The sequence below is a fragment of the Bacteroides rodentium JCM 16496 genome, from assembly GCF_000614125.1.
GTDB classification, from domain to species: domain Bacteria; phylum Bacteroidota; class Bacteroidia; order Bacteroidales; family Bacteroidaceae; genus Bacteroides; species Bacteroides rodentium.
Map to the genome: position 1 here is coordinate 51,583 of NZ_BAKJ01000028.1, position 13,273 is coordinate 64,855.

Sequence of the window (13,273 nt, forward strand, 5' to 3'; positions counted from 1 at the left end):
GTTTGTCTTTTTATTGGATACGTACGGCATGGCTTGCCCGGCGTTCAATGGAGTTTGCGAGGGTGGTCACTTTTAAAGAACGGGTATCTTCTTGTGCGGGCGGTTGTATGCTTCCGTCAATGGCACCGAGTGCAGTGCTCAATAAGGCTTCGTTGGTATCTCCAAAGGGCAGGAAACGTGACATGTCGCTCATCTCATTCACTACATATCCCGAGTAGGCCGGTTGGAATCCGGATTCATAATCAGATTTCCCTTCCGAATTGTATATCTTGCAGACGATGGGATTCATCGTTATCATCAGTTCGGGGCTGGAGAAATTCCTGGAACCTACATTCTTGCCTACGGTAGTGCCGCCGATGATGACAACATCCATATACGGGTCGAGACAGTTAATCACCATTTCGGAGGCAGAGGCAGTCTGGCTGCTGGTAAGTACGTAGAGAGTGTTCAGGTTCAGGTTTGCTCCGTTTCCGATGAGTCCGGAGTTCAGGGTGAACGGCACTATCTGCGGGTTGAAGCGGTTGCTGAATTCCAGGTATCCCAACTCTTGCCCCAAGGCGGAGGAAGGTGCAAGCATGGTACACAGCAATTCTGCGCAACTCAATAATCCACCGTTGTTGTAGCGCAAGTCAAGGATGAATTCGTTGACTTGCTGTGATGCGAAATATTGGAATGCGCTGCGCAGGTCGTTGTCATATTCATTGCTGTTGTCCGTGGGGCCGGAACTGAAATGGTTGTAGACCAGATAACCTATTTTCTTGCTGCCCGATGTATATACATTCTTATAGTGCACCGGGTTGTCGTTGACGGGACGCGCCGATGCTATCTGCTTGGGTTTGTCGTAAGCAACAATGGCATTTTTCTCCACGTCGTAATAACCTACTGTCAGCTCCATGGCACTACTTCCATACAGTTTCTTATAATTCTGTTCGGTAATGAAGTTCCCGTCCATCTTCATAATCCAGTCACCCCGTTTCAGCCCGATTTCCGAGGCCGGGCTTCCGTCGGCAACGTAAAGAATCTGTGCAACAATGGCATTATCTTCTCCTTCTACTTCTATCCGGTTGGTGGTGAACTGGAATCCGTAGCTGTAATCCGTATAGGGGATGCTGCGGGTAGTGGTGACGCTGACCAGGCTGTCGATGGTGGAGAACTTGTCCTCTTTGGATTTGAGCGAGGCAAAGAAAGTGAAAGGGGCCTGGAAATAGTTCAGGTCGTTGGTATGGGGAATGTCGTCTACCCAATAGTACCACACACGCATGGTATCGTCAATCCAGCGGTCTGTCTGGGTCTGTCCGGCATACTCCTTCCAGCGGTCCACCCCGCAGGAAGTCAGATAGATGGGAAGAATAAAGATTCCCAATATGAGTATCAGTGTATTTCTTGCTTTCATGGGGGCAAAGATAGTGCAAATTGAGTGCAGAACTTTCATGCTTGCATGAAAAAGTTTTGCCGAAATGCAGCCTGTCTTATCTAAAAATAGAAAATAGCTTGCTTATCTACCACAATTGTGGTATAAAATTCCCTAATCTGTGTCATTGTCTGCCCCGGCTTATCGCTCTATCTTTGCAACATCCGAATGAGAAACGGTTTATTCATCTAAAATACAAACGACAATGGAAACAAAGAAATTGCACTTTGAGACTCTACAACTTCACGTTGGACAAGAACAACCCGACCCGGCAACTGATGCCCGCGCCGTACCTATCTATCAGACAACTTCGTATGTATTCCGTAATTCGGCCCATGCGGCAGCCCGCTTTGGCTTGCAGGACCCGGGGAATATTTACGGGCGGTTGACGAATTCCACACAGGATGTGTTCGAGAAACGTGTGGCGGCTTTGGAAGGCGGTGTTGCCGGATTGGCCGTAGCCTCGGGTGCGGCAGCCATCACTTATGCCTTTGAGAATATCACCCGTGCAGGCGACCATATCGTGGCGGCTAAGACCATCTACGGCGGAACGTATAATCTACTGGCCCACACATTGCCTGCCTACGGGGTTACCGTTACTTTTGTGGACCCGGAGAATCCGGACAATTTCGAGAAAGCGATTCAGGAGAATACCAAGGCGGTATTCATTGAAACGCTGGGCAATCCGAATTGCAACATCATTGACATTGATGCCGTTGCTGAAATAGCACACCGTCACCGGATTCCTCTGATTATAGATAACACCTTCGGTACTCCTTACTTGATTCGTCCCATAGAGCATGGGGCGGATATTGTAGTCCATTCGGCAACGAAGTTCATCGGAGGGCATGGTACCTCCTTGGGTGGTGTTATTGTAGATAGCGGCAAGTTCGACTGGGTGGCTTCGGGGAAGTTTCCCCAACTGACGGAGCCGGACCCGAGTTATCATGGAGTACGTTTCGTTGACGTTGCCGGTCCTGCTGCCTATGCCATCCGTATCCGTGCCGTATTGTTGCGTGATACCGGTGCCACAATCAGTCCTTTCAATGCTTTCATTCTGTTGCAGGGATTGGAGACGTTGTCACTTCGCGTGGAACGTCATGTGGAGAATGCCTTGAAAGTGGTTGAATTCCTGAAGAAGCATCCCAAAGTGGCAGCCGTGAACCACCCGTCCCTGCCTGAGCATCCTGACCACGCGCTTTACGGGAAATATTTTCCGAATGGAGGCGGCTCTATCTTTACGTTTGAGGTGCGGGGCGGTGTGAAGGAAGCGCAGACGTTTATTGACAGTTTGCAGATATTCTCGTTGCTTGCCAATGTGGCCGATGTGAAATCCCTGGTTATCCATCCTGCCACCACTACCCACTCCCAATTGAGTGCACGGGAATTGGAGGAGCAAGGCATCAAACCGGGCACGGTCCGCCTCTCCATCGGGACAGAACATATCGATGATTTGCTGGACGACTTGTCCCAGGCGTTTGACAGAGTTTAAAAGAATAACAGTATACGATAGAATGAATATTGCTGTATTATTGTCGGGAGGTGTAGACAGCTCCGTGGTGGTACATCTCCTTTGCGAACAAGGTTACCGTCCTTCTCTATTTTATATCAAAATAGGGAGGGACGATGCCGATTATATGGACTGCTCTGCGGAAGAGGATATGGAGATGGCTTCTGCCATTGCCCGGCGTTATGGATTATCGTTGGAAGTAGTGGACCTGCACCGGGAGTATTGGGACCGGGTGGCGGCTTATGCCATTGATAAAATAAGACGTGGCTTGACTCCCAATCCGGATGTGATGTGCAACAAGCTGATAAAGTTCGGATGCTTTGAACAACGTGTGGGGAAGGATTTCGATGTAACGGCAACCGGGCACTACGCCACTACGGTGTTGAGGGATGGAAAGACATGGCTCGGTACCGCCGCCGATTCTGTGAAAGACCAGACCGACTTTCTGGCACAGATAGATTATCTGCAAGTTTCCAAACTGAGGTTTCCATTGGGCGGACTGATGAAGAATGAGGTTCGTGACATAGCCCTGCGTGCCGGATTGCCCAGCGCCAAACGTCGTGACAGTCAGGGTATCTGCTTTCTGGGAAAGATTGATTATAATGATTTTGTGCGTCGTTTCCTTGGCGAAAGGGAAGGGGATATTGTGGAGTTGGAAACGGGTAGGAAGTTGGGCAAGCATCGGGGCTATTGGTTTCATACCATCGGCCAGCGTAAAGGATTGGGGTTGGGTGGAGGACCGTGGTTTGTTGTCCGTAAGGATGTGGAGGAGAATGTGATTTACGTGTCCCGCGGATGTGATACGGCATTGCAATACGGCTATGAATTCCGTATGCACGATTTTCATTTCATTACGGATAATCCCTGGAAGGGAGCGCAGGAAGAGGTGGAGGTGACTTTCAAGATACGCCATGCGCCGGAGTTTGTCAAAGGCAGGTTGCAAAAGGAGGCGGAGGGTTACCGCATTGTTTCGGAAGAAAAGCTGCAAGGCATTGCTCCGGGCCAGTTCGGAGTGGTGTATGATGCTGATGCCCGGCTGTGTGTCGGGAGCGGGGAGATTTATATATAATACTCCACCAAGTCTACGATGCCTGCCTTCATGGCATATTTGGTGGCTTCGTGCGCATTGTTTACACCCAGTTTCCGGAAGATATTCTTCCGGTGGCTGTTTACCGTATGGAAGCTGAGGTTTCGTTCGGCGGCTATTTCTTTGGTTGTTTTCCCCAGAGCTATCTCTTTCAGGATACTCCGTTCGGCAGTAGTCAGTAAATCATCTTTGATGGTAGGATGAGTGGGGGAGGAGGAACCGTTGCTTGCGAGCAGCAGGTTACTGACGTGATTACAGATGAATCGCTCCTTGCGTGAGGCGCATTGGAGTGCGGTCAGTATCTCTTCTTTGGAATTATCCTTCAGCACTACGCCGAATGCCATGCTGCTGAACAATACCTGGCGCAGGAACGGTAGGCTCAATTCGTCGGAAAAGAGGAGCCAATCGGTTTCCTTGAAGCGTTCGTGGAGTACTATCAGCTCTTCGGCTCCCGAAAAATCAAAAAGGGTATAGTCCAAAATGACAACGGCAGCGGGGTGCAGGCGTAGTTGCTGTATCAGTTCTGCCTTGTTGTCGGCTTCCAGCAGCAGGGAGGTGTCTTTCTGTCTGCCCAATAGGAACATCATGCCTGCTTTGGTGATATCTTGATTGTCTGCAATGATAAATTCTCTCATGACATTGGTATATAAAAAACTCCGCTACAAATGTACACTTTTTAGTGTGATTTGTGGCGGAGTGGGAATATATATATTTATATAAGGGTTTTACCAGGAACGTCCCTTGAATATGTTGGATTGTTCCAGTGGAACCAGGTTCCCGCTCAAAGTCATGGTGTTGGAGTTGAAGTTCGGGCTGATGGTTACGGTTGCGTTGTTCCCGCCATTGGTCAGCGTAAGGAATATCTGGGCGGAAATGCCGATACCCTGGATGCTGAAGTTGCAATTCACGTTGCCCCGTTTGTCGGTAGTCATTTGGATGTCCGATACGGTTCCGTCTACTGTTACACCGCCAATGCCGTTAGGACCCGGGTATACGGTGTTGAAGGCTACCTGCACGGTGCCACGTCCTTGGTTGACCAATACGAAGTTGGTGTTGGAATTTACAAATGCGGTCTGTCCGTTGCGGAACATCACTTGGTCTGCCTCCATTACGAACTGGTGAGCTTTCAAGGCCGCCATTGCGTCATCGTACGAAATGGCATCCTGTGCTTGTTCTTCAGCTTTCAGGCGTGCACGTTCTGCGTCTCTTTGGGCTTTACGGTCTGCGCGCTTTTCTGCTCTACTCTCTTGTGCATACATGGTCGTTGTTGCCATGCTTACCAATACTACTGCTGCTAATGCAATAAACTTTTTCATAATCGAATCTTTTTTTGTTTAGGTTTAAATAAATTGTTCGTTATAAGTTTATTGCAAGAACAATGCCTATCCAGGATTGTTCACCGGTTTTTTAATTATTTTATATCCGATAGCAGCAATAAAGATGCTCATTACCGGACTGATAAGGTTGAAGAAGCAATAGGAAGGTAGGTCAGTGTGGGTACACTCAAGATGGTGGCTTGCGTCATGCCGCAGGTATTCCATGGGATAAGCGGGGAGGTGACGGTGACGGCATCTTCCGTGGTACGGCTAAGTAGCCGGCTTTCGTAGCCTTTCTTTGCGTAAACGTTGCTGAACATGTTTCCGGTGAGGATAATGCTGATGTACTGGTCTGCCGTGGCAAGGTTCAGAAACAATCCGGAACATACGGTGGATGCTACCATACTGGCTGTGTTCTTCATAAAGCGGACGAATAGGGAAGTGATGCTTCCCAGCATGCCGCTTGCCGTCATGCTCCGCCGAAACACATGGCGCAGATGATGAGCCAGATGGTATTCATCATTCCTGCCATACCTCGTGTGGCAATCAGTTCTGTCAACATGTCACTGTCGGTTTGCAGACTGGTACTGCCATAGCATGTCATCATTATCCCTTTGAACATATTTCCACCTTCCGCTATTTCATTCAGCAGTTCCGGCTGGCAGATGAATGCAAATATACCCGCCAGCAGAGTGGAGAGAAAAAGTGTAATGACGGAGGGGATTCTTCGTGCAATCAGTATTCCCGTTGCCACGGGAACGATCAATAACCAGGGAGTAATGTTGAATTGTTGTTGGTGATGGCAAGCTCGTAGTCTTTCCACGGAATGCTGTAGAAGGCCATACCGATAAAGACGCAAATGCCGGTAGTGGCGAGTAGGGAAATCTGGCTTCCTCCGCCCAGGGCGTCACTCCCAAAGGTATGGATGGTGGCAAACAACATTCCTACAAGAAAGGAGATGGGGAACAGAGACACCAGTGGGGAAGGAATTTTCTTTTTCATTGACCTCATTGCATTGTATTGGTTTATGTAACGTCCGAAAAACAAGCCGGTCATGCTTCTTGCGGTGTGACTGTCTCCGTATCAAGTGTCGTATGTAATCCGTTCGCTATACGTTACCTGAAGCACATAGGCTTGTTCTTTTACGTTTACTATGAAGTGTGCAAAGGTAGAAGAAATCGGAAAAAAGAGCAAGGTTGTGCATGGAAATGACATTCTCTGCCCTCTTTTTTTCTTATCGGGGGATAATGATGCTGTTGAGCTGTGAATTTTCGTCCTGCTTGTCACGTACATCCGATTCGATTGCGGTGATGGTTTTCTGCTTGGGTTTCAGATTTCCGATGCGTAGGCTTACGCCCATCATGACGGAACGCAGAGGCATCCGGCAACGGGTGGTTTGCGTAAAATCGGTACCCGACAAGTCCGAATCCATCTTTATGCTCTTGAGGAAAGGATTGATGGCGGTGACACTCAGGCTGAGGCGGTCGTCCTGGAGGAAGGTCCGGCTGAGGCTCAGGGTGTGGATGCTGAATCCGGCCGAATGCCCCTGTAGGGCGATTCCCCGCGTGTTCCCGAAAAAGTTGGCGCTGGCACGCAGTTTCCAGGGCAGTGTATGCTGCATGCCCACCATGACAGACTGTTGCCAGCCATGATTGCGATAGCCTAATGAGGGTGAGCGCAAGTCCATATAGGCGGTGGTGGCATTCAGTGTGAGCCGTGTTAGTGGCAACATGTTCCAGTTAAGGAAAAGGCTGAACTCTGTGGTACGTCGGCGACCGATGTTGTCGTAAGTAGTATAGAGCACGTCTTCTTCGGCACGGGTATATTCTTCCAGACCGTTGTTCAGGAAAGTATGTCTCAGGTTGGCGTTCAGCATAAAACGACCGCTGAAGAGATTGTATGTCAGGCTCAAGCTGTGTGCCTTTTCGGGCTTCAGTGCCGGATTTCCGTAGGTGATGTGCGTGGGTTCCTGGTCGTTGACGTAGGGATTGAGGAAACCTATGCCGGGGCGGGAGATGCGCAGGTTATAGCCTAAACCCAGTTGTTGCCTTTCGGCCAGATTGTAGCTCAGTGAGAGGGAGGGGACAAGGTTGTCGTACTTCAGGTCAAAATCCGTACCGTTTCCACTGAGAAACTTCACGCGCTGGGCAGTATGCTCGTAGCGGACACCGGTTTTCATGCCGAAGGCTCCGGTGTGCAGGTTATAGGCGGCATAGAGGGCGCTGATGTTACTGTTGTGGCGGTAGTCCAGTTCCCTGCTTTCGCTGCTGTTGCGGCGCAGTATGTATTTGGCTCCGGTCTCTATCTCGTGGCCTTGTGCCAGAGGCAGGGTATAGTCGGCCTGAAAGGTATGTTCCTGCATGTTGTTGCGGTCGGTATTGTGGCGGTCGGTCAGTCCGGAAGCCAAAGCGTCGTCACTGTGGCCGTCTATGGAGAAGAGGGTGGTGGCATCGGTCTTCTTGGGCTGCATCCCCAACCGGTAGGCCAGGGTGAGCGTGTGCTGCGGGTTGTTGGCAAAGATGTGCCGGTAATCTATGCTTCCGTTCAGCGAGAAATTGCGCGTGTGGTTTTCGGTGCGGGTGCTGTAGCTGAAGGTCGGTATGTCGTTCCGCAGGATGTCGGTTGTGGCATCACCATACATCTGCTGTGGAGTGTTGAAGAGGCCTATGGAGGCAGACAGGCTATTCAGCGAGTCTATCTCGTAGCTGGCATCGAAATTCCCGAAAAGCAATTGTGTGTGTCCGTGTGTGCTGCCCCGATAGTCCATGCGGCTGTTTTCGTCTTGGCGGATGTTGAGAATGCCGACTTCGGGGATGCTGACGTGGCTGGCGTTCAGGTTGGCCGACAGGGTGAGTTTTCCTGCTTGCATCAGGGCATAGGCTCCCCCGCCTTGTACCATGCTTCCTGCCTGGGCGTTCAAGCTGAGGCTGTAGCCCTCCATGTTGCTGCCGCCTTCCGTGTTGATGTTGAGTATGCCGCCCACACCTTCGGCATCGTACTTGGCGCCGGGGTTAGTCAGAACTTCGACGGACTTGATGCCGGTGGCAGGCATGGCTTTCAGGGTTTGTGAGGGATTGGCGCTCATCATGGCATTGGGCTTTCCGTTGACAAACACTTGGAAGGAGCTGCTGCCGTTCACCTTGATGTTGTCTTCACCGTCAACCGTCACCATCGGTACTTTGCGCAACATTTCCAGTAGGGTGTTGGTCTTGGCATCGGGGTCATCCTTCATGTTGTATGAAATCTGGTCTACATCCATCTTGACGAGCGGTTTCTGCGCCACCACTTCCACGCCTTGCAGCATTTCGGAAGCTTCGCTGAGGTAGAGGAGCCCAAGGTCGGCTTTCGTCTCTTCCGGTTCGATGCGGAATTCTTTGGTGAAGGGTTTTCTGCCTACAGAGGTGACGGAAAGGACGAAGGTGCCGTGGCTGTGCAAGGGCAGATTGAAGTGTCCTTCCATATCTGTTACCCCCATGGCTGCGGGAGTTCCGGAGGAAGACTTGCGCAGGATGCGCAGTGTGGCATACGGTTCACCTTCATGTGTCAGCGAGTCCAGCAGGACTCCCTCTACAATGATGGTCGTTTTCGGTGTGGCGGCTTCCGCTTCTTGTGCCGTTGCTGTCTGTGACATCAGGCATCCGATGGTGGCCCATAAACTGATGATTAAAAGTTTCTTCATATTTTCTTTGTTTTTAGATGTTTTTCTGCTACAAAGTAATCCTCTTCCTTCTGCTTCCGCAAAACCGTTCGACCGGCTGCCGGATTCCGTTCGGTGAAACAGTGTTTTAGTTCGACGAATAAATTTATAAATTTGTCTGACAGCGGTATTTGTGCAGATAATCATATAATTCTTTTTGTTCTTGTTCTTTTTCTTCAGTATTCTTTGTATTTTCGCTCCATGAAAACATTGAAGATAAATGCCTGGACCGGGATTCTGGTGCAGGTGGTACTGTGGTTGCTGATATTATGCATTCCCTTGGTCAGTTTGATTTTGAACGGGAGTACGTGGCAAGATGCTTTAGGGAGCATGAAGTATTATTTTGCCGGTTATATTCCTTGGCTGTTGGTATTCTATATCAACTACTTCTGCCTGATTCCCCGTTACATTTTCCGACGGAAAACGTGGAGCTTCTTTTTCGCCAATCTGCTGTTGATTCCCCTTCTGCAACTGGCATCCCGCTTCTACATGATGCAGCTCCATGTCGATATGCCCCCGATGGGTGCCGGTGCACAGGTGGCAATCACTTTGGGAGGGGCTGTGCTTAATATGTTTCTTATTCTGGCCGCCATTGCCTGAAGGTGCAGCAGCGCAATGCCCAACTGGAACTGGATGCCGCTACCCTCGAACGCGAAAAGATGGCTTCTGAGTTGGAACACCTCAAGAACCAGTTGAATCCTCACTTCCTCTTTAATACGCTCAACAATATTTCTTCACTTGTTTCCCTAGATCCGGATGCGGCGCAGACTTCCATCAGCCGTCTGAGTGATATGCTCCGGTATGTGCTTTATGATAGTGCCAAGCCTACGGTTCCCCTTAAGACTGAAATAAAATTCCTGTACGACTATGTCGACCTAATGCGTCTGCGCTATGCCGATACCTTGCATGTGGAAATGATGATAGACGACCCGGATATGGAAGGCGAGATTCCTCCGTTGCTCTACATAACCTTTGTGGAGAATGCGTTCAAGCATGGTGCCAGTAGCCGTCACGAGTGCTATATCAATGTCTTTCTTATGGAGGACAATGACTTGCTTAATTTCTCTGTTGCCAATTCATTTCTGGAACCGGACGAAAAACCTGCCGGACAGACGGGCGGTGTAGGCCTTAAAAATCTGGAACGGCGCCTGCAGTTGCTTTATAAGAGTGATGACTATATATTCCGTTTGTCCAAGGACGGATATATGGATATAGAAGGAAATAAGGAAATGAAGATACCTTGCTATGAGGCTATTCTGGATATTCAAATGGATAAGATAAAACCGCAGAGACCATGATGCTGAATTGTATGATAGTGGATGACGAGCCTCTTGCCATCAAGCTCTTGCAAAGTTTTGTGGAGCGTACCCCGTTTCTTCACTTGTCCGGTGCCTATCTCAATCCCACCGAGCTTTGTCTGCCCTGGATGCCGATGTACATCTCTTATTCCTGGATATACAGATGCCGGGGGTGACCGGATTGGAACTGTCCCGGCTTGTTCCTTTGTCCACACGCATCGTCTTTACCACCGCTTTCAAGGAATATGCTTTTGAAAGTTATGAAGTGCAGGCGCTGGACTACTTGTTGAAGCCAGTCAGCTATCCTGCTTTTCTGAAAGCTGCGATTCGTGCAAAGACCTTTTTTGAGCAGGATACGCAGGTGGCTCGTGAAACGGATGCATCTTGTCTTTTTGTCAAAAGTGAATTTAAGTTGGTGCGGGTGGATTTTGATAATATTCTTTTCGTCAGTGGCTTGAAGGATTATGTCAGGTTTCATCTGGCAGACGGCAGACGACCGCTGATAGCCCTGATGACCATGAAAGCGGTGGAGGAAAAACTGCCGAGGAACCGTTTCTGCCGTGTGCATCGCTCTTATATCGTGGCGCTGGACAAGATAGAGAGTATCGAACGCAACCGCATTTATATCGGCAGTGAGCTTATACCGATTTCCGAAGCCTGCCAGGAAACTTTGAAGGAAAGGATAGGTGGACTGTGAAATATGATGACAGGTAAATCAAAATATGGATATGAAAGAAAGAATATCGGCTACAAACAAGAAAGTGGTGACTTTTGGTGAAGTGATGCTCCGTCTGACTACTCCGGGATTTCGCCGCTTCTCCCAGTCCAATGAGTTTATTGCAACCTATGGTGGCAGTGAGGCCAATGTTGCTGTGTCGTTGGCGCATTTTGGTATTCCTACGGAATTTGTCACTCGCTTGCCAGACAATGCCATAGCCCATGCTTGTATTGCTTCCCTTCGGGCTTGCGGTTTGGACACGAAAGGGATTGTTTTTGGCGGCAAGCGCCTGGGACTGTATTATCTGGAGAGTGGTGCCGCTTTCCGAAATTCCAATGTGGTGTATGACCGTGAAGATTCCTCCTTTGCTACGCTTCGTCCCGGTATGATAGATTGGGAAAGAATTTTCTCTGATGCGGGATGGTTCCATTGGTCGGGTATTGCGGTCGCTCTTTCGCAGGATGGTGCCGATGCTTGCCGTGAAGCGCTTGAAGTGGCCGACCGTATGGGGCTGACCATTTCCTGTGACCTGAATTTCCGTAAGAAACTTTGGAATTATGGCCGTACGGCAGCTGAGGTAATGCACCCCTTGATACAATATAGTGATGTTGTTTTTGGTGCAGAGCCTGAATATGAGGAAATTCTCGGCATACATTCTGTCGGGTTCAAGGCTGTGTCTGCTGCCGATACCTCTTTTGCTTCCAATCTTTCTGCCTTTGAGGAGTTTGGCCGGAAAGTCATCGGACTCGTGCCTCGTTGCCGGAAGGTCTTTCTGGAATTGCGTAATTCCATCACTTCCAATCATAACCTACTTGCCGCTGTCCTCTATTCTGACGGCACGTTGAAGCACACCGGCATTTATGACATCGAGCATGAAGTGGATCGCGTCGGTGCAGGTGATGCTTTTGTAGGGGGCTTGATATATGGGTTGATTACTTATCCGCATGATGACCAGAAAGCATTGGAATATGCCCTTGCTGCATCTGCCTTAAAGAATACGGTCTATGGTGATTTTAATCTGGTGACGGTGGAAGAGGTAGAGGGTCTGATGAATGGAAATATCTCGGGACGGGTTGCACGATAATTTGTCGGGAGCAGAAATAAAACTTCGCTTCATCAAAAGAGTATACAATGATGAAGCGAACAATCAAGATGAACATCATGGTGATACCAATTTTGAGATATTCTTGTTATTTCCTGCTGTAAAGGGTGATGGACAACGATATTATTGTTAAAATAACGCCGGTGCCGGCCACGCCATTCCATCCCCAAGTCTGCCAACTGCTTCCTGCAAGGAAGGTGCCCAAAGAGCCGCCGATGAAGTAAGTAGTCATGAAAATTGTATTTACCCGATTGGAGGCAGACGGGCAGATGTCGAAAATACTGGTCTGGTTGCTGAGTTGGATGCATTGCATGCCTATGTCTATAAGAATGACACCAGTAATGATACCTGCATAGTTGTTTCCGCAGAAAAAGAGAGAGGTCCATGCAAGCAGAATCATTCCGCAACCGATAAAGTTGAAATTGCGTATGCCTACCTTTTTTACATATTTTCCTACAAAAGATGCGGTTAAGGCTCCGGCAATGCCACAGAGCCCTAGTATGCCGATGACATCGCTGGATGCATGGAACGGGGCTTCTCCCATTTTGAATGCAAGGCAGGACCACATGGCAAGGAATGAGCCAAAGGCCAGTCCCGCACGTATCGAGTAGATTCGTAGAGAGGGGTATTCTTTTACTAATGAGAAAAGAGACTTCATCAGCGGAATATTTGCCTTGGAAAGTCGGTTGTATGTCCGGTAGCACCTTTAATACAACGATGGCGCATAGTAACATCATTCCGGCGGCGATGAAGTACATTTCACGCCAGCCAAGCACTTCACCCACAAATCCGCTGACAACACGTGATGCAAGTATTCCAGTCAGTAATCCTGAGATGACGACACCTACATTCCGTCCCTTGTTTTCGGGGCGTGAGAATTGCGAGGCAATCGGTACAAATATTTGGGGTATCATGGAGCAGATGCCGGTAATGAGTGATGCTGCCCAGATGATGTAGATGTTCGGTGCCAGGGCAATGGCTAGAAGGGAAAATATGAGTAGGAAGAAATTCGTCAGGATGATATTCTTGCGTCGATAGAGGTCTCCTAATGGGACAATGAACAGACACTGTCCAAAATTTTGTGTAAATGGAAACAGGATTCAGTTGTAAGTTTCTTCTTATATCTGGATTCTA

At 49.1% G+C, this 13,273-nt stretch carries 9 protein-coding genes and 3 pseudogenes; 6 read left to right on the plus strand and 6 right to left on the minus strand.

Annotated elements, in window-relative coordinates; translation table 11 throughout:
• Window positions 1-10: 10 nt before the first annotated feature.
• A complete protein-coding gene (locus tag JCM16496_RS13150) occupies window positions 11-1,432 on the minus strand; it encodes a S41 family peptidase (RefSeq protein ID WP_128809600.1) in 1,422 nt (473 codons plus the stop codon).
• A gap of 184 nt (window positions 1,433-1,616) precedes the next feature.
• Here JCM16496_RS13150 and JCM16496_RS13155 point away from each other — a divergent pair, with 184 nt between their 5' ends.
• Entirely contained in the window at window positions 1,617-2,903 is a 1,287-nt protein-coding gene (locus JCM16496_RS13155) for an O-acetylhomoserine aminocarboxypropyltransferase/cysteine synthase family protein (protein WP_025834823.1), read from the plus strand.
• A 22-nt stretch (window positions 2,904-2,925) separates the two neighbouring features.
• Window positions 2,926-3,990 carry a tRNA 2-thiouridine(34) synthase MnmA gene (gene mnmA / locus JCM16496_RS13160; protein WP_025834825.1) on the plus strand — a complete coding sequence of 355 codons (1,065 nt, stop codon included), beginning with the start codon at window positions 2,926-2,928 and terminating at the stop codon, window positions 3,988-3,990.
• Here mnmA and JCM16496_RS13165 read toward each other — a convergent pair.
• From JCM16496_RS13165 to JCM16496_RS13190, 4 genes and pseudogenes are all read right to left on the minus strand, one after another.
• A complete protein-coding gene (locus JCM16496_RS13165) occupies window positions 3,981-4,643 on the minus strand; it encodes a response regulator transcription factor (RefSeq protein WP_025834827.1) in 663 nt (220 codons plus the stop codon). The two genes, mnmA and JCM16496_RS13165, sit on opposite strands and share 10 nt — an antisense overlap.
• Window positions 4,644-4,733: 90 nt before the next feature.
• Window positions 4,734-5,324 carry a DUF4251 domain-containing protein gene (locus JCM16496_RS13170; protein WP_025834828.1) on the minus strand — a complete coding sequence of 197 codons (591 nt, stop codon included), beginning with the start codon at window positions 5,322-5,324 and terminating at the stop codon, window positions 4,734-4,736.
• A gap of 66 nt (window positions 5,325-5,390) precedes the next feature.
• Window positions 5,391-6,335 (minus strand): annotated as a pseudogene (locus tag JCM16496_RS21930) (Na+/H+ antiporter NhaC family protein).
• A gap of 223 nt (window positions 6,336-6,558) precedes the next feature.
• The gene (locus JCM16496_RS13190; RefSeq protein ID WP_025834836.1) at window positions 6,559-9,003 is read right to left on the minus strand and encodes a TonB-dependent receptor; all 2,445 of its coding nucleotides are present in this window, start codon (window positions 9,001-9,003) and stop codon (window positions 6,559-6,561) included.
• 219 nt (window positions 9,004-9,222) lie between these two features.
• Here JCM16496_RS13190 and JCM16496_RS13195 point away from each other — a divergent pair, with 219 nt between their 5' ends.
• The 4 genes and pseudogenes from JCM16496_RS13195 (at window position 9,223) to JCM16496_RS13210 (ending at window position 12,121) form a co-directional block, all read left to right on the plus strand.
• Entirely contained in the window at window positions 9,223-9,621 is a 399-nt protein-coding gene (locus JCM16496_RS13195) for a hypothetical protein (protein WP_145973818.1), read from the plus strand.
• A 2-nt stretch (window positions 9,622-9,623) separates the two neighbouring features.
• Window positions 9,624-10,319: a sensor histidine kinase gene (locus JCM16496_RS13200; RefSeq protein WP_025834839.1), complete on the plus strand. Its 696-nt coding sequence runs from the start codon at window positions 9,624-9,626 to the stop codon at window positions 10,317-10,319.
• Window positions 10,316-11,016: pseudogene (locus tag JCM16496_RS13205) on the plus strand (LytR/AlgR family response regulator transcription factor). Before JCM16496_RS13200 ends, JCM16496_RS13205 begins: the two are co-directional and overlap by 4 nt.
• A gap of 31 nt (window positions 11,017-11,047) precedes the next feature.
• Window positions 11,048-12,121, plus strand: coding sequence for a sugar kinase (locus JCM16496_RS13210; protein WP_025834841.1), 1,074 nt, complete (start codon window positions 11,048-11,050; stop codon window positions 12,119-12,121).
• Between the two features lie 106 nt (window positions 12,122-12,227).
• Here JCM16496_RS13210 and JCM16496_RS13215 read toward each other — a convergent pair.
• A pseudogene (locus JCM16496_RS13215) lies at window positions 12,228-13,203 on the minus strand (MFS transporter); the annotation flags it as partial.
• Window positions 13,204-13,273: the final 70 nt, after the last annotated feature.

Bases quoted from the DNA above. Each gene is read 5' to 3' on its own strand.
- JCM16496_RS13150 (WP_128809600.1), bottom strand. From the start codon at position 1,432: ATGAAAGTTCTGCACTCAATTTGCACTATCTTTGCCCCCATGAAAGCA.
- JCM16496_RS13155 (WP_025834823.1), top strand. From the start codon at position 1,617: ATGGAAACAAAGAAATTGCACTTTGAGACTCTACAACTTCACGTTGGA.
- mnmA (WP_025834825.1), top strand. From the start codon at position 2,926: ATGAATATTGCTGTATTATTGTCGGGAGGTGTAGACAGCTCCGTGGTG.
- JCM16496_RS13165 (WP_025834827.1), bottom strand. From the start codon at position 4,643: ATGAGAGAATTTATCATTGCAGACAATCAAGATATCACCAAAGCAGGC.
- JCM16496_RS13170 (WP_025834828.1), bottom strand. From the start codon at position 5,324: ATGAAAAAGTTTATTGCATTAGCAGCAGTAGTATTGGTAAGCATGGCA.
- JCM16496_RS13190 (WP_025834836.1), bottom strand. From the start codon at position 9,003: ATGAAGAAACTTTTAATCATCAGTTTATGGGCCACCATCGGATGCCTG.
- JCM16496_RS13195 (WP_145973818.1), top strand. From the start codon at position 9,223: ATGAAAACATTGAAGATAAATGCCTGGACCGGGATTCTGGTGCAGGTG.
- JCM16496_RS13210 (WP_025834841.1), top strand. From the start codon at position 11,048: ATGAAAGAAAGAATATCGGCTACAAACAAGAAAGTGGTGACTTTTGGT.